The 20,777-nt window shown below is 51.3% G+C and carries 23 protein-coding genes and 1 pseudogene; 15 read left to right on the top strand and 9 right to left on the bottom strand.

The annotated features are described in order from the left end of the window. Both CAP31_RS08200 and thiO read left to right on the top strand, forming a co-directional pair. Positions 1-411, top strand: a complete 411-nt coding sequence (locus CAP31_RS08200; RefSeq protein ID WP_157662708.1) for a hypothetical protein — start codon at positions 1-3, stop codon at positions 409-411. Between the two features lie 149 nt (positions 412-560). Next, positions 561-1,646, top strand: a complete 1,086-nt coding sequence (thiO, locus tag CAP31_RS08205; RefSeq protein WP_157662709.1) for a glycine oxidase ThiO — start codon at positions 561-563, stop codon at positions 1,644-1,646. Here the strand turns inward: thiO and fliE are convergent. Further along, complete coding sequence (fliE, locus tag CAP31_RS08210; RefSeq protein ID WP_087447091.1) at positions 1,643-1,984, bottom strand: flagellar hook-basal body complex protein FliE; 342 nt, start codon at positions 1,982-1,984, stop codon at positions 1,643-1,645. The genes thiO and fliE overlap by 4 nt on opposite strands. 212 nt (positions 1,985-2,196) lie before the next feature. On the opposite strand from fliE, the gene fliF reads away from it, so the two are divergent. From fliF to fliR, 13 genes are all read left to right on the top strand, one after another. Next, positions 2,197-3,903 (top strand): flagellar basal-body MS-ring/collar protein FliF, encoded by a 1,707-nt coding sequence (fliF, locus tag CAP31_RS08215; RefSeq protein ID WP_087447092.1) that lies wholly within the window; start codon positions 2,197-2,199, stop codon positions 3,901-3,903. Continuing rightward, a complete protein-coding gene (gene fliG, locus CAP31_RS08220) occupies positions 3,896-4,897 on the top strand; it encodes a flagellar motor switch protein FliG (RefSeq protein ID WP_087447093.1) in 1,002 nt (333 codons plus the stop codon). The genes fliF and fliG overlap by 8 nt, the downstream gene beginning before the upstream one ends. An 18-nt stretch (positions 4,898-4,915) precedes the next feature. After that, the gene (locus tag CAP31_RS08225; protein WP_087447094.1) at positions 4,916-5,572 is read left to right on the top strand and encodes a flagellar assembly protein FliH; all 657 of its coding nucleotides are present in this window, start codon (positions 4,916-4,918) and stop codon (positions 5,570-5,572) included. Then, on the top strand, positions 5,569-6,972 hold the full coding sequence (gene fliI, locus CAP31_RS08230; protein WP_087447095.1) for a flagellar protein export ATPase FliI: 1,404 nt from the start codon (positions 5,569-5,571) through the stop codon (positions 6,970-6,972). Before CAP31_RS08225 ends, fliI begins: the two co-directional genes overlap by 4 nt. Before the next feature lie 82 nt (positions 6,973-7,054). Further along, positions 7,055-7,525 (top strand): flagellar export protein FliJ, encoded by a 471-nt coding sequence (gene fliJ, locus CAP31_RS08235; protein WP_087447096.1) that lies wholly within the window; start codon positions 7,055-7,057, stop codon positions 7,523-7,525. A 30-nt stretch (positions 7,526-7,555) separates the two neighbouring features. Beyond that, positions 7,556-8,644: a flagellar hook-length control protein FliK gene (locus CAP31_RS08240; protein ID WP_087447097.1), complete on the top strand. Its 1,089-nt coding sequence runs from the start codon at positions 7,556-7,558 to the stop codon at positions 8,642-8,644. A gap of 52 nt (positions 8,645-8,696) precedes the next feature. Further along, positions 8,697-9,200, top strand: coding sequence for a flagellar basal body-associated protein FliL (gene fliL, locus CAP31_RS08245; protein WP_087447098.1), 504 nt, complete (start codon positions 8,697-8,699; stop codon positions 9,198-9,200). A gap of 6 nt (positions 9,201-9,206) precedes the next feature. Continuing rightward, positions 9,207-10,205 (top strand): flagellar motor switch protein FliM, encoded by a 999-nt coding sequence (gene fliM / locus CAP31_RS08250; protein ID WP_087447099.1) that lies wholly within the window; start codon positions 9,207-9,209, stop codon positions 10,203-10,205. Next, positions 10,202-10,621, top strand: coding sequence for a flagellar motor switch protein FliN (gene fliN, locus CAP31_RS08255; protein ID WP_087447100.1), 420 nt, complete (start codon positions 10,202-10,204; stop codon positions 10,619-10,621). The genes fliM and fliN overlap by 4 nt, the downstream gene beginning before the upstream one ends. 35 nt (positions 10,622-10,656) lie before the next feature. Continuing rightward, positions 10,657-11,031 (top strand): flagellar biosynthetic protein FliO, encoded by a 375-nt coding sequence (gene fliO / locus CAP31_RS08260; RefSeq protein WP_157662710.1) that lies wholly within the window; start codon positions 10,657-10,659, stop codon positions 11,029-11,031. Then, entirely contained in the window at positions 11,024-11,782 is a 759-nt protein-coding gene (gene fliP, locus CAP31_RS08265) for a flagellar type III secretion system pore protein FliP (protein ID WP_223247220.1), read from the top strand. Before fliO ends, fliP begins: the two co-directional genes overlap by 8 nt. 15 nt (positions 11,783-11,797) lie before the next feature. Continuing rightward, positions 11,798-12,067, top strand: coding sequence for a flagellar biosynthesis protein FliQ (fliQ, locus tag CAP31_RS08270; RefSeq protein WP_087447103.1), 270 nt, complete (start codon positions 11,798-11,800; stop codon positions 12,065-12,067). Positions 12,068-12,081: 14 nt separating this feature from the next. Then, complete coding sequence (fliR, locus tag CAP31_RS08275; RefSeq protein ID WP_087447104.1) at positions 12,082-12,858, top strand: flagellar biosynthetic protein FliR; 777 nt, start codon at positions 12,082-12,084, stop codon at positions 12,856-12,858. 14 nt (positions 12,859-12,872) lie between these two features. Here fliR and CAP31_RS08280 read toward each other — a convergent pair whose 3' ends face one another. The 8 genes and pseudogenes from CAP31_RS08280 to CAP31_RS08315 all read right to left on the bottom strand — a co-directional run. Next, on the bottom strand, positions 12,873-14,084 hold the full coding sequence (locus CAP31_RS08280) for an EAL and HDOD domain-containing protein (RefSeq protein WP_087447105.1): 1,212 nt from the start codon (positions 14,082-14,084) through the stop codon (positions 12,873-12,875). Between the two features lie 19 nt (positions 14,085-14,103). After that, entirely contained in the window at positions 14,104-14,748 is a 645-nt protein-coding gene (cheZ, locus tag CAP31_RS08285; protein ID WP_087447106.1) for a protein phosphatase CheZ, read from the bottom strand. Positions 14,749-14,756: 8 nt separating this feature from the next. Then, entirely contained in the window at positions 14,757-15,146 is a 390-nt protein-coding gene (cheY, locus tag CAP31_RS08290) for a chemotaxis response regulator CheY (RefSeq protein WP_087447107.1), read from the bottom strand. Positions 15,147-15,193: 47 nt separating this feature from the next. Continuing rightward, entirely contained in the window at positions 15,194-16,258 is a 1,065-nt protein-coding gene (locus CAP31_RS08295; RefSeq protein WP_087447108.1) for a chemotaxis response regulator protein-glutamate methylesterase, read from the bottom strand. 48 nt (positions 16,259-16,306) lie between these two features. After that, on the bottom strand, positions 16,307-16,918 hold the full coding sequence (gene cheD, locus CAP31_RS08300) for a chemoreceptor glutamine deamidase CheD (protein ID WP_087447109.1): 612 nt from the start codon (positions 16,916-16,918) through the stop codon (positions 16,307-16,309). A 10-nt stretch (positions 16,919-16,928) separates the two neighbouring features. Continuing rightward, positions 16,929-17,795, bottom strand: coding sequence for a CheR family methyltransferase (locus CAP31_RS08305; RefSeq protein ID WP_087448322.1), 867 nt, complete (start codon positions 17,793-17,795; stop codon positions 16,929-16,931). 98 nt (positions 17,796-17,893) lie between these two features. Further along, positions 17,894-19,582 (bottom strand): methyl-accepting chemotaxis protein, encoded by a 1,689-nt coding sequence (locus tag CAP31_RS08310; RefSeq protein WP_087447110.1) that lies wholly within the window; start codon positions 19,580-19,582, stop codon positions 17,894-17,896. Positions 19,583-19,686: 104 nt separating this feature from the next. Continuing rightward, a pseudogene (locus tag CAP31_RS08315) lies at positions 19,687-20,760 on the bottom strand (methyl-accepting chemotaxis protein); the annotation flags it as partial. Between the last annotated feature and the right edge of the window lie 17 nt (positions 20,761-20,777).

Consider the following 20,777-nt stretch of genomic DNA (forward strand, 5'->3'; position numbering starts at 1 on the left):
TTGAACATCACTTTTGATAAATGGTGCACCATGAAATTCATACAACGAGTTATATTATCAAGCTTGGTATTATTGTGCCTAAACCAGTCTGCATGGGCAGTCAGACCTGCTCATGAGATAAACCAACCAGGTATCCTTCCTCCCGCAAAAGCCAAGAATATAATTCAGCGCGGCGGGAAGATTACGGCAATCAATACCAGTCAGCATACGATATCGGTAGATGAAGTCCCTTACCCATTGCAAACGGCATCAATCCCCGTTCACTCGGCCAATCCTCAATCGCACGGAAGCCTGGCGCAACTGGAGACAGGAACAATGATTCGTTTCAATACGACCAAAGAGGGATGGAATGGCAGAGAAGCCATCAATGAGATTTGGATTACGCCTGCCCGTCCATCCTTCAAAAAATGACCGGATAATAGGGTAATTAATTATCAATATTCATATAATTCAATTTCAAGTCGCATCAAAATGCGACTTGCCTGATTTTTCAGTTTCAAAAAACCCGACTTTACGTTAGGCTGTAAAACTTTCCTTAGCACGCTCATCGCAGAATCATCTTGAATCCAGACTTTCTCATCATAGGTGGCGGCATCATCGGGCTGGCAACGGCATTTCGCCTAGCGAAGGAAGGTGCGCAAGTAACAGTAGTCGAACGCAATATCGTGGGGGCGGAGTCTTCCTGGGCAGGCGGCGGGATACTCTTCCCTCTACTTCCCTGGCAATATGCGGCAGCAGTAACCGACTTATGTGATCTGGGGGCGGCACGTTATCCTGACTGGGTAGCATCTATCCAGGCCAGCAGCGGCCTGGATGCGGAATACTGGAATTGCGGGATGCTGGTATTGCCGCCTTTCGACACAGATACGGCGCAAATCTGGTGTCATCAGCATCAATGGCGCGCAGAGATGCTATCCGCACGCAACTATCTTCCGGAAATGACTGATATTGATGCACTATGGCTGCCCGATGTAGCGCAAGTGCGCAATCCGCGTCTGATCAAATCGCTGCGAGGCGCAGTGTCGGCGCTTGGCGTGCAGCTAATGGAACGTACGAGCATCACCGCACTGGCCGGAGACACGCATCATATTCAGCATCTGGATACGACAAACGGCAAACTGCTGGCCGGCGGCTATATCACATGCGCCGGTGCGTGGAGCCAGGGCGTGTTATCAGACTTCCCTCCAGTCAAGGCCATCAAGCCCATGCGCGGACAAATGCTGCTTTTCAAATCGCATCCGGATTTGCTGAAACAGGTTATTTATCGGCAAGGGATTTACCTTATCCCGAGAATGGATGGGCATATCCTGGCAGGCAGTACCGTCGAAGACGTGGGCTTTGACAAAGCCACCTTACCCGATACCCGATCAGCCTTGATGGATACGGCATTTGAATTGCTTCCCGCGTTACGCACTGCAAAACTGGTGCAGCACTGGAGCGGCCTACGGCCAGGTTCGCCAGACAATATACCAACCATAGCCCGGCATCCGGACGTTGATAACCTGTATATCAACGCAGGACATTTTCGCTACGGGGTAACCATGGCGCCGATCAGCGCGGATTTGATTGCAGAAGTGATACTGGGGAAAACACCGGGCATGGACATGACGGCATATCAGTGGAATGAACCGGCTTCCGTTCCTTAGACTTGCATATTCATGATTTCATGGTAAGCCGACACGAGCTTGTTGCGCACTTGCACGGTTTCCTGAAATGCGATGTTGGCCTTTTGCATGGAGATCATGACTTCGGACAAACTCACCTTGTCATCACCCATCACAAAACTTTTTCCTAACTGATCGGACTGCTGCTGCAACTGATTGACCTGATCCAGCGAAGATTTAAGCGCACTGGCAAAATCCACTTTTGGGGTAGCCTGCTCCGCCGGAATGGGATTATCCGGGCCTTGTGCACGAGCCGCAGCCGCTTTCAACTGCGCCATCATCGCCTCGATTTTACTCGTATCTATCGCACTGGTTATCATGATGCTGCTCCGCTTTTGCCATATTGATCGTCATGTTACGTCATGAGCACCATTAATCAGCTTAAGATTAGCGGGGTAAATCTGGCTTTATTTCCACTATTAAAATAATATCCAGCGTTGATAATGGATAATACGAATCTGTGTCTTGCCCATACGAATGGGCATGCATAGCTGGCAACACACTCATTCACTTAATAAACGGGAACATCACCATGGCGGCAGAAGGCCAAACAGTCGCTACGTCTGGGCTAACAGACTTTACGCAATCCGCAATCGGACGCAAGCTATTCCTCATGCTTGGAGTGGCCGCGGTCGTTGCAGTGATGGCCGGGGTATGGATGTGGAGTCAGAAGCCTGACTATCGGGTGTTATTTTCCAATTTCAGCGACAGGGATGGCGGCGCCATCGTCGCTTCGCTTCAGCAAATGAATGTGCCCTACAAATACGCTGAAGGCGGTGGAGCGATCCTGGTTCCCGCCGACCAGGTTCATGACATCCGCCTCAAACTGGCTGCGCAGGGCTTGCCAAAAGGCGGCAATGTCGGCTTTGAACTGATGGAAAATCAGAAATTAGGCACCTCACAATTTCTGGAACAGGTTAATTTTCAGCGTGCCCTGGAAGGGGAACTGGCACAGACCATACAAGCGGTAAGCGCAGTACAAGCCGCACGCGTACATCTCGCACTGCCGAAAGCTTCGGTATTCGTCCGCGACCAGCAAAAACCGACCGCATCGGTATTGCTCAATCTTGAACCTGGCCGCGCATTGGACCCCGGTCAAGTCAGCGCAATTGTGCATCTGGTAGCGAGCAGCGTCCCCGACCTGACCCCCGGCAATGTCACCATCGTCGATCAGAACGGCAATCTGTTATCCGACACCAATAAAAAACTGGCCAACAATGGTCTGGACCCCAGCCAGCTCAAATACGTCCAGGAACTGCAGCAGGATGTCGCCAAACGCATCGAATCCATCATCACTCCGATCGTCGGTGCGAATAACGTGCATGCAGAAGTCACCGCAGACGTCGACTTTTCCCACAGCGAACAGGCTGCCGAGACTTACAAACCCAATGGCACACCCGATGCAGCCACCATGCGCAGCCAGCAGACCAGCGAGACGCTGAATGACAACGGGAATGCCAGCGGCATACCCGGCGCACTCTCCAACCAGCCGCCCGCCCCTGCCACTGCACCTATTACCGCACCGGCAGCGCCAGCTCCTGCTGCGAACACTCCGGTATCCGCTGCGAATACGGCAGCCAGCACGGCTGCGACCAGCAGCACGCCGCCCGCCGTCGTGCATAAGGACGCCACCATCAACTATGAAGTCGATAAAACCATACGCTACATCCAACAGCCGATGGGTGGCCTAAAACGCTTGTCAGTCGCCGTGGTCGTTAATTACAAGCAGGTCACAGATAAAAAGGGACAGATCAAGAACGTTCCGCTGACCGATGCCGAGAAGGCGCAAATCAGCGATCTGGTGAAAGAAGCGATGGGCTACGATCAGGCGAGAGGGGACACACTGAATGTGGTAAACAGCCCGTTTGCGGCAACCAAGGAAATCATTCCCGAAGTTCCGTTATGGAAACAACCCGACAATATTCAACTGGCCAAGGATATCGGCCGCTATATCATCGCACTCATCGCCCTGCTCTTCCTGTACAAAAAATTCCTGAAACCCCTGCTTGAAAAATTCAGCCAGATGTCGCATAAACGCCATCATACAGCGGATGACGAAGAGGAAAAAGATGAGGATGAAGGCAGTGAAGTGCATCTATCCGGCCACGGAAAATCCGGAGAGCACACTCCCTATCCTGGTGGCGCTTACCAGAAAAATCTAGACATGGCGAAACAAATAGCCAAAGACAACCCCAAAGTTGTCGCCAATGTCGTAAAAGCATGGGTGAATAATGAGTAACGACGGCGTACAAAAAGCTGCGATCCTGATGCTGGCTCTGGGTCAGGATGAGGCCTCGGAAGTAATGAAACATCTGGGACCGCGCGAAGTTCACAAACTGGGTGAAGCAATGGCCGCAATGAGTGCCATCGCCCACGAGGAAATCGCCGAGGTTCTAAGTGATTTTAGCGATGTCACTTCACTGCACTCCGGCATAGGCCTGGATTCAAACGAATACATACGCGCGGTGATGACCCAGGCATTAGGCAGCGACAAGGCATCATCCCTGTTGAACCGCATCCTGGGCGGCAATGATGCCAGCGGTATCGAAAGCCTGAAATGGATGGACTCGGAGTCCGTGGCGGATTTGATTCTCAATGAGCACCCGCAGATCATCGCCACCATTCTGGTTCACCTGGAACGGGAGCAGGCCTCGGAAGTGCTGATGAAATTCACCGAACGTCTGCGTAATGACGTATTGCTGCGCATTGCCACTCTCGACGGTGTACAGCCGACTGCACTGCGCGAACTGAACGACGTGCTCACCAAGCTGCTATCAGGGAATGAAAACAGCAACATCAAGAAACAACCGATGGGCGGCACGCGTACTGCAGCTGACATGCTCAATTTCATGACGGGTGCAATCGAGGCTTCCGCCATGGAAGCACTCAGAAATTATGATAACGACATGGCGCAGAAGATCATGGATGAAATGTTCGGCTTCGAGAATCTGATGGACATCGATGACCGCGGTATTCAATTGTTGCTGCGCGAAGTACAGTCGGATGCATTGATCGTTGCGCTTAAAGGTGCGCCTCCGGAATTGCGGGAGAAAATCCTGAAAAACATGTCGCAGCGTGCCGCGGATATGATGCGCGAAGATCTGGAAGCCAAGGGACCTGTGCGCGTATCCGAAGTCGAAGCGCAGCAAAAAGCGATCCTGGTGATCGTGCGCCGCTTGTCGGATGAAGGTCAGATATCGCTGGGGGGCAAAGGCGAAGATGCATTCCTCTAATATGAAACGGCCACGATCATGATCCCCAAGGAACGGCTTACCGCATACCAGCGTTGGGAAATGGCCTCTTTCGATGAAGACGCCTCCAAACAGGAACAAGGGGCTGCAACGGCCATCCCGGCTGAAAAGCTCACCGCAATTCGCGAACAGACCCGCCATGAAGCCTACGCAAAAGGCCTGGCCGAAGGTTATCAGACGGGCCACAGCGAAGGTTTAACCGCCGGATTAGCCGAAGGCCATGAACAGTCACAGCAATTGATCGCCCAGTTATCCGGCCTCGTCACCCATTTCAGCGACGAACTGGCTCAGGCCGACACGCTCATTGCCGCAGATTTACTCGAGCTTGCATTGAATATCGCACAAGCCATGCTCAAAACCGCATTGCCCATCCGTCCCGAGTTAGTATTGCCCGTCATTACCGAAGTGATCCGCGAGCTCCCGGCCTTGCAACGCAATGCCAAGCTGATACTCAATCCTGACGATGCGATACTGGTGAAACAGCATTTGCACGAAGAGCTCAGCCAGAACGGCTGGAGCATCATCGAAGACGCAGGAATCGAGGCTGGAGGATGTCGCATAGAAACCGGTTCCAATCAGATTGACGCAACATTGGCTACGCGCTGGCAAAGACTGGCAGCCGCGTTAGGCAAAGAGGCTCACTGGCTTAAACCATGAACACCGGCCATACCCATAGCGAGCGCTGGAAAGCATATTTCGGCAGTTGCACGAATCTGCTCGAGACGACCAACCCCGTCCTGACCGCGGGCCGGGTGACGCGTGTCGCAGGGTTGGTAATGGAAGCCGTCGGATTAAAACTTCCGGTCGGCAGCGCCTGCGTCATCCCGCTATCCAACAGGGTCCGTCTGGAAGCGGAAGTCGTCGGATTCGACGGCGAACGATTATTCCTGATGCCGCAAAGCGATGTCGAAGGTATCGTTCCCGGCACACCGGTTTTGCCTCTGGAGGCGATGGCAATCGCCCCTACCCATCTTGCCTCAACTACGCCCAGACGGCGTGCTGCCGACCGCACCCGCCACTTGCCTGTCGGTGGCGCACTATTGGGCCGCGTACTGGATGGTGCAGGCCGCCCCCTCGATCAGCTAGGCCCGCTCCCGCCCATGGAAACAGCGCCGCTCAGCGTTCGTGCCGCCAATCCGCTGGGGCGCGCACCGATTACCGAAATCCTTGATGTCGGCGTCCGTGCCATTAACAGCATACTGAGCGTAGGACGCGGACAACGCATGGGACTATTCGCCGGATCGGGTGTCGGCAAAAGCGTATTGCTCGGCATGATGGCACGCTATACCAGTGCCGATGTGATCGTGGTAGGACTCATAGGCGAACGCGGCCGCGAGGTCAAGGAATTCATCGAGCAAATCCTCGGCGCCGAAGGATTGGCCCGCGCCGTGGTAATTGCCGCGCCGGCCGACACACCGCCGCTGATGCGCCTGCAGGGCGCCGCCTATGCCACCACTATCGCCGAACATTTCCGTGACCAGGGACTGAATGTATTGCTGATCATGGATTCGCTCACCCGTTATGCCATGGCGCAGCGCGAAATAGCATTGGCGATTGGCGAACCGCCCGCAACCAAGGGCTACCCTCCCTCGGTCTTTGCCAAACTGCCGACGCTGGTCGAACGCGCCGGCAATGGCAAAGCCGGCGGCGGCTCTATTACTGCTTTTTATACCGTGCTCACCGAAGGCGACGACCAGCAAGACCCCATCGCCGATGCGGCGCGCGCAATTCTGGATGGCCATATCGTACTCAATCGCAGTCTGGCGGAGAGCGGACATTACCCCGCAATCGATATAGAACAATCCATCAGCCGGGCCATGCACAACATCGCTTCGGAAGAGCATCAGCAACGGGCGCGACGTCTCAAGCAACTGTACTCGAGTTATCAGCGCAATCGCGACCTGATTAATGTGGGCGCGTATAGCGCAGGCAGCGATCCGTTACTGGACGAAGCTATCCTGCGCCATACGAAAATTGAAAATTTTTTACAGCAGAATATAGTGGAACGAGCAGGCATTCAGGAGAGCTTGGGGCAACTTTCCGCTCTGTTCGAGTGATTGAAATTCGCAAAATGGCGCTACAATGAAACTGTCAGAGCATCACGGACTCGTTTCTAAGGTTTTGGTTAGAGGATAAGGCATGGCGAATCATTCAGCAATTCAAACACTCATCGAGCTAGCGACAAGAGAGGTGGATGAATTTGCCAAACGACTTGGCATAGCCATGCGCGCGCACGAAGATAACGAGCAAAAACTCGCCCTGCTGCTGCAATACCGTGAAGATTATACGAATCGCTGCCAGCGGGATTTATCCGCTGGCTTGACGACCCTGGGTTATCAGAATTTCCGTGTTTTCCTGAACAAACTCGACGACGCCATTGATGGCCAGCGCGAAATCGTCAAACAGTCAGGCAATCATGTTGAAGAAGAACGCAAGGCCTGGCAGCATGCGGAACGCAAACGCATGTCTTTTGATACGCTGGCTCAGCGTGCACAACAGCAAGCACAACAGCAGGCGGCACGCCGCGAACAAAAGGCGACCGATGAATATGCCAGCAGACATCTGGCTGGCAAAACGCATCACCATAAACACTCCGCCGGGCACGAATAATCACGTCTTATCGAGACAAGGATAAACAAAATGGCAGTGACTCCTATCCATCCGGTGCAACCGGCAAACTTAGATAAAACGACCAGCGCGAGCACGCCCGATGTGCCGTTCAATCAGGTGTTATCAAATGAAATGGCTCAGCATCAGGATCTGAAAAAGCCCGATAATAAGAATGCCAGTCAGGCGGACCAAACCGATGCCCGGCAATCCGATAGCAAGCTCGACACCAAATCGCAAGCTGACAACACCTCGCCGCAGCCGTCGGCAGAAATGCTGGCGATATTGGGGCATTTTCAATCGATGTCAGCAACGCCGCATGAGCAAACTGTGCAAGCGGGTAGCAAACTGAAAGTCGCCGACAAACAGTTAATGCCGGTTACAACGGCACCCGCTCTGGCAGCCAAAGACGTGACAGCCGAACCGGCATTGGGAATACCGCATTCCGTCAAGCAATCGGCTGGCGAAGTAGCCGACAATCTTGCAGCAGACCCGAAATCTGCGAAAACCGATATGCGCATCGATTCGAAGTTCACCGCCATGTTGAAGAATGCCGAGACGATGAATAACAACCCGCACGCTGCGCATGCCGAAAACGATATCACTCCAATTCCCGCTACGGTACAAAACCAACTCCTGACTACGCCGATACAGCCCGCTCTCGTCGGCATGGTCCAGAATCCGACCGGATCTGTTACCGACAAGTTGACTCCCCGCGTCGGCACTCCCGCCTGGGATCAGGGATTCAGCCAGAAAATAGTCTGGATGGCAGGCAACGCGACACAAACCGCATCCATCTCGCTCAATCCGCCCGATCTGGGCCCATTGCAAGTCGTGTTAAACGTCACCAACGACCAGGCTAACGCCACTTTTATTGCAGCTCAACCCGAAGTACGGCTGGCTATCGAGGCCGCTTTGCCGAAATTACGTGAAATGATGAGCGATGCGGGAATACAGCTCGGACAAGCCAATGTAAGTGCGGGCACTTCCAATCAGCAAGGTTCGCAATCCGATTCACGCGCTTCGCGCCAATCCATCCCTATCCGGGAAACCGTCATGGATAATGTGAATGTCCCGATGAAAACGGTTTCAGGCCAAGGTTTGGTCAACACATTTGTGTAATTCCAATTACAATAGTCACACTAAAAATTTAACATTACAAGGTATTTGAAAAATGGCAAAAGCCCCGGCAAAACCAGAAGCTGCAGAAGAGGCACCGGCTGGAAAATCCAAGAAAACATTATTCATCATTATTGGTATCGTCCTGGTGCTAATTGCCGGTGGCGGTGGCGCAGCATGGTACTTCATGCACCAGTCCGGCGGACCCAATACAAAACAGGCTGAGCCGGAAAAACCGCCTGTATTCGTGACGCTGGATAACTTCACTGTCAACCTGTCGGCTGAGGATGGAGGGGACGGAGACAAATACCTGCAAGTTGCGTTGACGCTGCAAGTTCCGGAAGAGAAAGATGCCGAAAACATCAAATCGCATATGCCTCAGGTACGTAGCCGTATATTGTTATTATTATCCAGCAAGCAGGCATCCGAGTTGTTAACCAGTGACGGCAAAAGCAAACTTATGAAAGAAATCGTGTCCGAAATCAATAAACCCTTTGTCCCCAAAGGCGAATCACAAAAAGTATCCAGCGTCTTTTTCACTTCCTTTGTGATCCAGTAATACATCATGGCAGAAAATTTCCTTTCTCAGGACGAAGTTGACGCGCTGCTCAAGGGCGTCACTGGCGAACAGGACGACACTGAGACTCTGGAAGATAACTCAGGCGTACGCCCGTACAATCTCGCTACGCAAGAGCGAATAGTACGCGGGCGCATGCCTACGCTTGAAATCATCAATGAACGCTTTGCCCGTTTATTTCGCATAGGACTATTCAGTTTTATGCGCCGCACGGCCGAAATCTCGGTAGGCCCGGTCAGAGTCACGAAATACAGCGAATTCATACGAAATCTGGTCGTGCCGACCAACCTGAATCTGGTACAGATCAAACCGTTGCGCGGCACAGCGTTGATCGTGTTCGACCCGACGCTGGTGTTTCTGATCATAGATAATCTGTTCGGCGGTGACGGCCGTTTCCATACCCGGGTTGAAGGCCGGGACTTTACGCAAACCGAGCAGCGCATTATCCAGCGGGTGTTGAATATTTTCTTCGAGACCTACTCCAAATCGTGGTCGCATATTTACCCGATCGAATTTGAATATGTACGGTCGGAAATGAACACCCAATTTGCAAATATTGCCACCCCCAATGAAGTGGTGGTGACGACTACCTTCACCGTCGAAATCGGGCCATCGCACGGCGAAATCCACTGCTGCATGCCCTATTCCATGATAGAACCTATCCGCGACTTGCTCAGCAGCAGCCTGCAAGGAGAGACCCTGGATGTGGACAAGCGCTGGACGCGGCTGATGACGCAACAAATCCAGACTGCGGAAGTGGAAATAGTCGCCAATATGGGTTCAGCGAATTCCACTTTGGGCGATGTTTTGAACATGCAGGTAGGTGATGTCATTCCATTGAACATACCGGAACTTATCCATGCCACGGTGGATCAGGTGCCCGTCATGGAATGCAGCTACGGTACTTTAAATGGGCAATACGCGTTGCGTGTCGAGAAACTCATTTCTTACACCACGCCAGAAGTCAAACAAGGAGAGAAATCATGACCGAAACCACCCAGGACGACTCGGCGATGGACGACTGGGGTGCGGCAATGGCTGAACAGGCGGCTTCAGAGACCGCCCCGGAGGCTCCGGCTGCGACTGGCAATCCTTCAATTTTCAAGGAATTTACCGGCAATAGCACCCCTACTGACACGCACAACGACATTGATTTTATTCTGGATATTCCGGTTCAGCTGACCGTTGAACTAGGGCGTACCAAAATCGCCATCAAGAACCTGTTGCAACTGGCGCAAGGATCTGTCGTTGAATTGGCAGGCATGGCCGGCGAACCGATGGACATACTTATCAACGGTTTTCTGATTGCACAGGGGGAAGTCGTTGTGGTTAACGATAAATTCGGTATCCGTGTAACGGATATCATCAGTCCGGCTGAACGCATACGCAAATTAAACAAATGAAACTCAGGCAACTTCTACTTCTATCTGCGGGAAGCATGCATTCGCTTGCGTATGCAGCAAATCCCCCGGTCAGTACAGCATCGCCTACACTCGACCTGCTCCAGGTCGTGCTGGCACTGTTAGCGATACTCGCCCTGATTATCGGCGCTGCCTGGATGGCAAAACGTTTTCTGGCCGTGAATACCCACGCCGGCACCGCCATCAAGATGATAGGCGGTATCAATGTAGGGGGCCGTGAGCGGGTTCTGTTGCTGGAAGTCGGCGAACAATGGGTCGTGATCGGCGTAGCCCCCGGGCATATCAGCACACTGACCACCATGCCACGTCAAACTATAATCCCTGGCAATAATGAATCGCCCAAGGCGTTCTCTGCCTGGCTCAAGCAAAAAATGGAAAAAGGTCATGCATAAATCATCGCGTACCCGGCCCATTCTAATCGGCATGGTAGCGGCGGCAGGTTTAATGCCGCTACTGGCTTTGGCAGAGCCGACGGCCATACCTGCATTTACCAGTACTCCTGGCGCGGGCGGGCAAACCTACTCGCTCAGCATCCAGACCCTGCTCTTTCTCACTTCCCTGTCGTTCTTGCCTGCGGCATTGCTGATGATGACCAGCTTCACCCGCATCATCATCGTGCTCTCCCTGCTGCGTCAGGCACTTGGAACGCAAGGGTCGCCCCCCAATCAGGTGTTGGTAGGCCTGGCGTTATTCCTGACACTGTTCGTCATGGGGCCGGTATTCGACAAGATTTATGCTGATGCCTATCAACCGTTTGCCGAGAACAAGATCGGATTCAACGACGCATTAAACAAAGGTGCAGTACCGTTAAAAGCGTTTATGCTGAAGCAAACTCGCCAGGCCGATCTGGCCTTGTTCGTCAAGATCTCGAATACGCCTGCGTTGCAGGGGCCGGACGATGTACCGCTACGCGTATTAATCCCGGCTTTTGTCACCAGCGAGCTGAAAACGGCCTTCCAGATAGGCTTTGCCATTTTCATACCTTTTCTCATCATCGACATGGTGGTTGCCAGCGTGTTGATGTCTATGGGCATGATGATGGTTTCACCGTCCATAGTCGCTCTGCCCTTCAAGCTCATGCTGTTTGTACTGGTGGACGGCTGGCAATTGCTAATGGGCTCGCTTGCCCAAAGTTTTTATTAACGACAAGGAATAGATATGACCCCGGAAAGTGTTATGACCATCGGTCGGCATGCACTGGAAGTCACCTTGATGGTTTCAGCGCCGATGCTGCTGGTAGCCCTAATCATCGGCCTGATCGTCAGCATTTTCCAGGCAGCCACGCAAATCAATGAAACCACGCTGTCATTTATTCCAAAACTGGTAGGCATTTTCATCACCCTCGTTGTGGCTGGCCCCTGGATGCTGTCAGTCTTGCTGGATTACATGCGTGAGGTCTTCACCAATATCCCCAACCTTGTAGGATAGTTCAAGCGCTATCCATGATTTCATTTACCGATACTGCAATTTATGCATGGCTGGGCGGATTCATATGGCCGCTCACGCGCATACTGGGCTTGATCAGTGCCGCTCCGGTTTTAAGTCATGACAGCATTCCCATAACAAGCAAAATAGGTCTGGCAGTCATACTGGCGCTCATCATCGGCCCCACCCTTCCCCACATGCCGGCTGTAAATCCGGCCTCGCTCACCGGCATACTGATACTGGTGCAACAACTGGTCATCGGCTTGGCCATGGGCTTTGCGATGCGCATTGTCTTCATGGCAGTGGATATGGCAGGTACGATTACGGGCATGACCATGGGGCTGGGATTCGCCAGTTTCTTTGACCCGCAAACCCGTGGTCAGAGCGTTGCCATTAGCCAGTTTCTGAGCATGCTTGCGACGCTGATCTTCCTTGCGATTAACGGCCATTTAATGCTTATCGATGAGTTGGTACAAAGTTTTACTTCACTGCCCATTTCCATGGCATTTCCTGACACTCACGGATTTCTGCAAATGGCGAACTGGGGAGGAACCATTTTCAGCGCGGGGGTGCAACTTGCCATGCCTATGATCGCTGCGTTGCTCATCACCAATATTGCGCTGGGCATACTTACCCGTTCGGCGCCTCAGCTCAATTTATTCGGAATAGGTTTCCCCATTACATTGGGGATAGGTTTTGTTGTCCTGGCGTTGGCATTACCCTATCTGGCAACACCCCTGCAGGCATTAATTCAACAAGGATTCAACTTTACGCAACGCCTGTTTCATAATTGATCTTTGAAAATATCTCAGGCTTCCAGACTTTGCGCCCAGGCCAGTGCGGCCAGATGAGCACGATTAACGGTATCTGTATCGATATTCAGTTCTGACGACTGCATCATTGGCGCATCGGCAGAGTGCTCACATGCCTCTGCCAGATTCAGGAAAGGCGCATAAATACCTTCACGGGAAAGGAGAGCATCCAATACCGAATCCGGTAGCTGAATCTGTTCCAATGCCTGTTCCATCGGTACACCAAGCAATCGATCCAGTAACGAAAACATGCCGGTTATAAACAGGTTCTCCGCGTCACTTCTGGATAAATAGGCCTTGCCCAGCAGCTCGGTCAAGCGCCCACGGGTAATCGCCGTTTGCATCAGAATGAGTGAAGCCGTCGCAGGATTGGCGCTGGCCAGCAACACCGATAACCAGCGATATAACGGATTGTAGCCGAGCACCTGAATTGCATGACGCATGGATTCGATCTCGAAGCCCAGACCGAAACCCGCAGAATTGATGTAGTGCAATAACTTGTAAGAGATTGCAGGATCGTGTTTCAGCATTTCTTCAATCTGGTGGATGTCCGCATTATTGCGAACCAGCTCCATCAGTTGCAACAGCATGGCCTGGGATGGATTCAACTCGGCCGATTTCTGTATCGCTACCCTTGGCGTCAGATAAAACCGGCCTGCAAACGCTTGCAAGCCCAGTGTGCCGCAGGCGTCGTATTCCTGCCAATTACTTACTTTGCGCGCCAACATGCGGATAGGCGAGTTTTTCAGAACACCGTAAATACGCGCTTGCGAGGCAAAATTGTCGGGATCGAAATACACTTCAATCGCGGTAGAAAGAACCAGCTGTTTGGGATCCAGGGCTTTCATGTCTACCCCCCGCAACAAGATACCATAGCCTCCCTTACGCAAAAGTTTCACGGCTGCATACACTGCCGCATCAGCCAGATCTTCTACTGTAACAATTAAACTGGTATTGCCGGCGGGAAGGAGCGCAAAGGCTTCTTCCAGCAATAATGCTGCAGGCGCGCGCATGAAGCGCCTGTATCTGAACGATGCCAAGGCATCTTCATCATCAGCGCTATTGATGATCAGATCGATAAGTTTATGAGTGTCCTCAATTTCATCTGATGCGCCCAATGAATCGTGCATCCATGAAAACTCATAACCGGCTACTTGCTGCTGGGCATCCAATAATGGTTCACGAACAACCAACCGCACATCACTCATAACTTTTCCAGTACATACATCAGAAACCCAAACTATCCAACAAGTCATCCACTTGGGTCTGATTCGAGACCACTCCCTCCTGAGCAGGATCAATTTGAGGGCCGTTCAGCAATCCTGAGTTTTTCTCGCGTTTAATTTCTGCTGGTGCATATTCCAGCAGCAGCTTAACTAATTGATGTTCCAGATTATGCGCAATATCAGTCACTTTACGAATAACCTGTCCGGTCAGATCCTGGAAATCCTGAGCCATCATGATTTCCATTAATTGCTGTTTGGTTGCATCAGTATTCGTACAAGCCTCGCCCAGATAGCACACGGTCGAATCTGCCATCTTCCGATATGCGGCCTCGTCAAAAGGTTGTTTTAAAAGTGACTGCCAGTCATTGGCAAGTACGGAAGCGTCCTTGGAAATGGTTTCCTGCAACGGGATTGCCCGATCGATTGCGTTTAGTACACGCTGCGCGGCCTGATCGGTCATATTAACTACATAATTCAGGCGATCGCGCACATCCGGGATTTCCTGCGCCGCATTTTGTATGGCCTGATCGTAACCCAGCTCACGCAAATTATCATGCAAAGTGCGAGTCAGGTGCCCCACTCTGGACAATAATTCGTCAGGTACGGCTATATCATCCTCCGTCGTCGGCATCGGCTTATTATTCATAACGCCCCTTACATGCCTAGTTTTTCGAATATTTTGGTTAGTTTTTCATCCAGCGTCGCGGCAGTAAACGGTTTCACTACATATCCGTTAGCACCAGCTTGTGCTGCGGCAATGATATTTTCTTTCTTGGCTTCCGCCGTAACCATCAGCACAGGCAATTTTGCCAAAGCCGGATCAGCACGAATATGCTGCAACATCGTCAAACCATCCATATTGGGCATGTTCCAGTCCGATACGACAAAATCGAAATGTTCGCTTCTCAGTTTTGACAAACCGATCACGCCGTCTTCGGCCTCATCCACATTGGAGTAACCCAGTTCTTTTAACAAGTTTCGAACGATACGCCGCATTGTTGAGAAATCATCTACCACCAAAAACTTTAAATTTGCATCTGCCATATGTCACTCCATCATCAACAATCTATAAATCAGGCAACCGGAATAAACTACACTCGCAAAGAACGGCTTCCGTGCGTAGCCAGGTAATTTATCACCTTGCCAGGTAAATCCTTAATTGCAGCGACCTCGTCGACTGCACCAATCGCAATAGCCTCACGCGGCATACCAAATACCACACAGGAAGCCTCATCCTGAGCAAAATTCTGTGCGCCCGCATGCTTCATTTCCAGCATTCCCTGAGCACCGTCCTTGCCCATGCCGGTCATAATGACACCAACCGCATTTTTGCCCGCGAATTTTGCCGCTGACCCGAACAATACGTCCACCGAGGGGCGATGCCGGTTTACCGGCGGCCCCTGGTCTAATTGTGTCATATAATTCGCTCCGCTGCGCGTTAGCAATAAATGCGAATGACCGGGAGCAATATATGCATGCCCAGGCAAGATACGTTCGCCGCCCTCAGCTTCCTTAACAGCGATCTTGCATAGACTGTTAAGGCGATTCGCAAACGATTTGGTAAAGCCTTCCGGCATGTGCTGTGTAATCAGGATGCCGGGACAGTCCGGCGGCATTTGTATTAAAAATTCCTTGATCGCTTCCGTACCTCCGGTCGATGCACCTATCATAATCAGCTTTTCACTACTTAATAACGGATTACCCATTGAAGGCAATAAAACAGAAGTACCATCCGGCTGAATTTTCCGCGCTGTCACTCGAGCCCTGGCTGCCGCACGAATCTTGTCGCTAATCAGCTCAGCATACTCCATCATACCGTTTTTTATCGACATCTTAGGTTTGGTAACAAAATCGACCGCCCCTAACTCCAATGCCCGCATTGTGATCTCGGAGCCACGCTCAGTCAGGGAAGAAACCATCACAACCGGCATGGGCCGTAGACGCATCAACTTTTCAAGAAAATCCAGACCATCCATCTTCGGCATCTCAACATCCAGCGTCAGCACGTCGGGATTTGTGGCCTTGATCATCTCGCGCGCTACAATTGGATCCGGTGCGACGCCAACCACCTCCATGTCAGGCTGATCCGAAATGATTTCGGACATGACACTACGTATCAATGCGGAGTCATCAACTATCAGTACTTTTATTTTCATCATGCTATTCCTGTATACCACGCCGACAATGCAGCAATGTAGTGGAATTCAAAACAAATCGATTGCACCGCACACGGTGTCGACCTTTAAACGACTTGCGTATTCCGCCTCGCGCTGTGCCAGCGTAGAGTTGCGCAATTCTTTTATCTTACGCACCAGTACCTTGCCGGTGCGTGGGAAAAAATAGACTTTCCTGGGATAAATATCATTCAAATCTTCTGCTACGACACGCATTCGTTCCGCGCGCAGAAAATCACGCACAAACTGGGCATTGCGTTCGCCGACATTGATACTGCTAAAACCTTTCAAAACATTACCGCCGCCAAAAACCTTGGCTTCCAGATTGTCACGTTTCGCCCCGGCTTTGAGCAAATCATTGATCAGGATTTCCATGGCGTACGTGCCATAGCGCATTGATGGCGACACCGGACTATCGGCCTCAGCCCCGGAATCCGGCAACATGAAATGATTCATCCCGCCAATACCCTTAACCCGATCCCTTATACATGCCGAAACACATGATCCGAGAACGGTCACGATCAGCATATCTTTATCAGTATAATAATATTCGCCAGGCAGCAACTTTGCCGCATCACATTTAAATGTAGCGTCATAGTAAACATTACTAGCGAAGTGTTCTTCTGCCGCCTCCCAGCCCATCAATACTCCCTTACCCTTGCGATTTAGATTTTGCTGATTGGTGGTTCAATTCATATACAGTCTTGCTGATCAAACTAAAAGTGTCGGTAATGTTCAGGAAATTCTCGGAGTGCCCGGCAAACAGCAGTCCATCACGCCGCATTAATGGCGCAAACCGATTCAGAATTTTGGCTTGTGTCGGCTTATCGAAATAAATCATGACATTACGGCAAAAAATCACATCAAATGGGCCGGTAATCGGCCAATGCGCACTGAGCAAATTCAGTTGCTCAAAAGTAACCATGTCCCGCAGTTCTTTCCTGATGCGCACCATGCCTTCGTTTCCCCCTTTACCTTTCAGGAAGAAACGGCGCACCCTTTCCGCTGACATTTTATCAAGCCTATCAGCTGCATATATGCCATTTTCGGCCACTTCCAGCACATTGGTATCAATATCGGTCGCAATAATCCTAACCGGCGGGGTCAAGGTATTAAAAGCTTCACATGCTGTCATTGCGATCGAATAAGGCTCTTCTCCGGTCGAGCTTGCTGAACACCAGACATTGATTTCGGCAGGTCTTGTTTTTACAAAACTTGCCAGCATCGGAAAATGATGAGCTTCCCGAAAAAAGGAAGTCAGATTCGTTGTCAATGCATTGGTAAACGCTTCCCATTCTTTACTATTCGGGTCAAGCTCCAATGCACTCAGATATTTGGCGAAAGTATCGACTCCAACCGCTCTTAATCGCCGAGCCAGCCGGCTATAAACCATATCCTGCTTGTTCTCAGACAATGAAATTCCGGCACACCGGTATATCATTTCACGCACAAGCGCAAAATCGCGAGCGGTGAAGGTAAATTCCTTCGCTGTTACTGAGTCTTTACCCGCCACAGCCATGCTCGCCCATCCTATCTTCACCGGAAAATCCATACCGCGGCATAATTGCCACCAATCGCTCAAATCAAATCGACAGTCATTCTACCCGGCAAGCACATTCAAAACTCATCCCACTCTTCCCCCACGCCCTCGATATCCGTAGATTTTTTGGATGTCGCTTTAACCGATTGCGGCTGCTCTGATTTGTATGAACCGGTATCGAATTGATGATTGGTGCGTTCGTTTTTAGCCAGCTTAAACACACTGACTGCGCCTTCCAGTGCAATTGCCTGATCCTGCATGCTTTGTGCAGCAGCAGCGGCCTGTTCCACCAACGCGGCATTCTGCTGGGTCATTTCATCCATTTCGGAAACAGACTGGTTGATATTGGCGATACCCGAACTTTGCTGGCTGGATGCGTTATAGATTGTGTCCAGCAAATCGGTAAACAAGCCAACCACAGTCAAAATTTCTTCCATGTTCTCGCCAGCTTCTTCAACCAGCCGCGAACCATCTTTCACTTTCGTAACTGAATGATTTATCAGCGTCTTGATTTCCTTTGCAGCAGCCGAACTGCGCTGCGCCAGACTTCTGACCTCACCGGCGACTACCGCAAAACCGCGACCTTGCTCTCCGGCACGGGCCGCCTCGACAGCGGCATTAAGCGCCAGTATATTGGTTTGAAAAGCGATGCCCTCAATAACACTGATAATATCGACGATTTTCTTCGAACTGGTACTGATTTCGGCCATGGTGCTCACTACCTCACTCATGGTTTGGCCGCCGGCTTCAGCGATTTCGCGCGTAGTCGCGGCAACCTTCTGTGCGTGATGTGCGCTTTCAGTATTTTGCTGGACAGTGGAAGTCATCTGCGCAGTTGCAGCAGCCGTCATCGACAAAGCATGCGCCTGGGATTCCGTGCGATTGGATAAATCCAGATTGCCTGTTGCGATTTCCTGCGAAGCCAAAGCAATTGCTTCGGTGCCTGTTCTGACCTGGCTCACGATATCGAGCAAACCGTCATTCATGTCCTTCATGGCCTGCATGAGCACACCGGTCTCATCATTGGATTTAACAGTGATTTCCTGACTCAAATCTCCTGCAGCGACACGTTTCGCTACATTCACAGCTTCCGCCAGCGGACGGGTAATCGAAGTAAGCAACCACCAAGCCATAAAGGCAGCCACTACCACACCGAAAATCGTTAATAAAATGGCAAGCGTCCGCACCAGATTATAGTGCGCCTGTCCTTGATCATAAGCTGATTTGGAAGCTTCAATCTGAAGCTTGATCAACTCATTAAAATTAACGGTTAAACTCAAAAAGCGTTCGAGTAGCGGCCCTTGCAAAATTTCCGTAGCTTGCTGGTAATCATGGGCTTTCAATGCTGCCAGTGCCGGACGAACGGCCTCCCCTCCATATCTTTTCCGGGCTATAACTATCTTATCCAATAGCGCCCTTTCATCTGGCGACCACTGTTTGGCAAGCAACTCTTCTTGCATGTGATTAATCTTCTCAATAAATTGATCAATCTCAACAATGTATTTGTCAGTTTTAGCATCGTCATCTGGAAACGTGGCCATTTTCCCTGCAATCGCCTGCGCCAGCATTAATTGATTTTGATTCATTAAGCGCACCGTTGCGTCCAGCTCGCTTAATTTAGTAACCTTATCTTCATACATGTTTTTCACGGTGTCATTGGATAACCCCAGAAAATAAATTCCCATAAGACCACCAGCAATCAATGACACGCTAAGGAAACTAATCACGAAAATGAGTCTTGATTTAATTGTTAGATTTTTAAACATAGCACTGCTCCTAATAATTTACTTTTTCTGCTAAAACTCATTTCACTTTCAAACATCTTGCTTAAACATTCACATTGATACAAACGCAGCGCTTCCTGCCACCTTTAGAAGGTCTCCCACTCGTCACCACGATCAGTTGCAGCCGCCAGGCTTTGAACAGGCTTTGACTGATATTTACCCGGACTGACTGCTATAGAAGAAGCAATACGCCGACGGCTGGCATCTGCTTGCGATGTACGTTTCTTCCCGGATAATGACCTGGCATCGCCCAATTTAAACTTGTAAACCAATTCCTCGAGATGCCCGGCCTGATCCTGCATCGACTTGGCAGCCGCAGCAGCTTCTTCCACCAGCGCGGCGTTCTGCTGGGTGGTTTCGTCCATCTGACTGATCGCACGGTTGATCTCTTCGATGCCCATGCTTTGTTCGTGGCTGGCAGCCGTGATCTCGCTCATGATGTCGGTGACGCGCTGCACGCTCGATACCACTTCATTCATCGTCGTACCGGCCTGGCCTGCCTGTTTGTTGCCAACTTCGATTTTCTCTACCGAGTCGTCAATCAGTGATTTGATTTCCTTCGCGGCCGCCGCGCTGCGCTGCGCAAGGCTGCGTACTTCGGAAGCAACTACCGCGAAGCCTCGCCCCTGTTCACCTGCGCGCGCCGCTTCCACCGCAGCATTCAATGCAAGGATATTGGTCTGGAAGGCGATACCGTCAATCACGCCGATGATATCGGCAATCTTGCGCGCCGAGTCATTGATGGCACCCATGGTGGCGACGACTTCCGACACCACGGTGCCGCCTTTGACCGCAACTTCCGATGCCGTTTCTGCCAGTTGATTAGCCTGACGTGCGTTGTCGGCGTTCTGTTTGACCGTCGAGGTCAGCTCTTCCATCGCCGAAGCGGTCTCTTCCAATGATCCAGCCTGGGCTTCCGTGCGGCTGGACAGGTCAAGGTTACCGGCTGCGATCTGGCCTGAAGCAGACGCGATGGTCTCGGTACCAAGACGCACTTCATCGACGATCTTGACCAAACTGGCGTTCATCTCCCGCAAACCGGAGAACAATCGGCCCAGTCCGTCCTTGGCCACAAAATCGATTTCGGCGGTCAAATCACCTTCAGCAATCTTATGAGTAATCTCTATCGCCTGACGCAACGGACCGGTGATACTGCGCACGAACAGCGTCCCGATCA

It is taken from the genome of Sulfuriferula sp. AH1 (assembly GCF_002162035.1).
GTDB lineage: Bacteria > Pseudomonadota > Gammaproteobacteria > Burkholderiales > Sulfuriferulaceae > Sulfuriferula.

Excerpts from the sequence above, each read along its gene's own strand:
- CAP31_RS08305 (WP_087448322.1), bottom strand. The coding sequence starts at position 17,795 with ATGGCTGTGGCGGGTAAAGACTCAGTAACAGCGAAGGAATTTACCTTC.
- cheY (WP_087447107.1), bottom strand. The coding sequence starts at position 15,146 with ATGGCAGATGCAAATTTAAAGTTTTTGGTGGTAGATGATTTCTCAACA.
- fliR (WP_087447104.1), top strand. The coding sequence starts at position 12,082 with ATGATTTCATTTACCGATACTGCAATTTATGCATGGCTGGGCGGATTC.
- fliL (WP_087447098.1), top strand. The coding sequence starts at position 8,697 with ATGGCAAAAGCCCCGGCAAAACCAGAAGCTGCAGAAGAGGCACCGGCT.
- CAP31_RS08225 (WP_087447094.1), top strand. The coding sequence starts at position 4,916 with ATGATCCCCAAGGAACGGCTTACCGCATACCAGCGTTGGGAAATGGCC.
- fliF (WP_087447092.1), top strand. The coding sequence starts at position 2,197 with ATGGCGGCAGAAGGCCAAACAGTCGCTACGTCTGGGCTAACAGACTTT.
- CAP31_RS08310 (WP_087447110.1), bottom strand. The coding sequence starts at position 19,582 with ATGTTTAAAAATCTAACAATTAAATCAAGACTCATTTTCGTGATTAGT.
- fliM (WP_087447099.1), top strand. The coding sequence starts at position 9,207 with ATGGCAGAAAATTTCCTTTCTCAGGACGAAGTTGACGCGCTGCTCAAG.
- fliJ (WP_087447096.1), top strand. The coding sequence starts at position 7,055 with ATGGCGAATCATTCAGCAATTCAAACACTCATCGAGCTAGCGACAAGA.
- CAP31_RS08280 (WP_087447105.1), bottom strand. The coding sequence starts at position 14,084 with ATGAGTGATGTGCGGTTGGTTGTTCGTGAACCATTATTGGATGCCCAG.
- fliP (WP_223247220.1), top strand. The coding sequence starts at position 11,024 with ATGCATAAATCATCGCGTACCCGGCCCATTCTAATCGGCATGGTAGCG.
- fliO (WP_157662710.1), top strand. The coding sequence starts at position 10,657 with ATGCATTCGCTTGCGTATGCAGCAAATCCCCCGGTCAGTACAGCATCG.
- CAP31_RS08240 (WP_087447097.1), top strand. The coding sequence starts at position 7,556 with ATGGCAGTGACTCCTATCCATCCGGTGCAACCGGCAAACTTAGATAAA.
- fliG (WP_087447093.1), top strand. The coding sequence starts at position 3,896 with ATGAGTAACGACGGCGTACAAAAAGCTGCGATCCTGATGCTGGCTCTG.
- fliN (WP_087447100.1), top strand. The coding sequence starts at position 10,202 with ATGACCGAAACCACCCAGGACGACTCGGCGATGGACGACTGGGGTGCG.
- fliQ (WP_087447103.1), top strand. The coding sequence starts at position 11,798 with ATGACCCCGGAAAGTGTTATGACCATCGGTCGGCATGCACTGGAAGTC.
- fliI (WP_087447095.1), top strand. The coding sequence starts at position 5,569 with ATGAACACCGGCCATACCCATAGCGAGCGCTGGAAAGCATATTTCGGC.
- fliE (WP_087447091.1), bottom strand. The coding sequence starts at position 1,984 with ATGATAACCAGTGCGATAGATACGAGTAAAATCGAGGCGATGATGGCG.
- CAP31_RS08295 (WP_087447108.1), bottom strand. The coding sequence starts at position 16,258 with ATGAAAATAAAAGTACTGATAGTTGATGACTCCGCATTGATACGTAGT.
- cheD (WP_087447109.1), bottom strand. The coding sequence starts at position 16,918 with ATGGGCTGGGAGGCGGCAGAAGAACACTTCGCTAGTAATGTTTACTAT.
- cheZ (WP_087447106.1), bottom strand. The coding sequence starts at position 14,748 with ATGAATAATAAGCCGATGCCGACGACGGAGGATGATATAGCCGTACCT.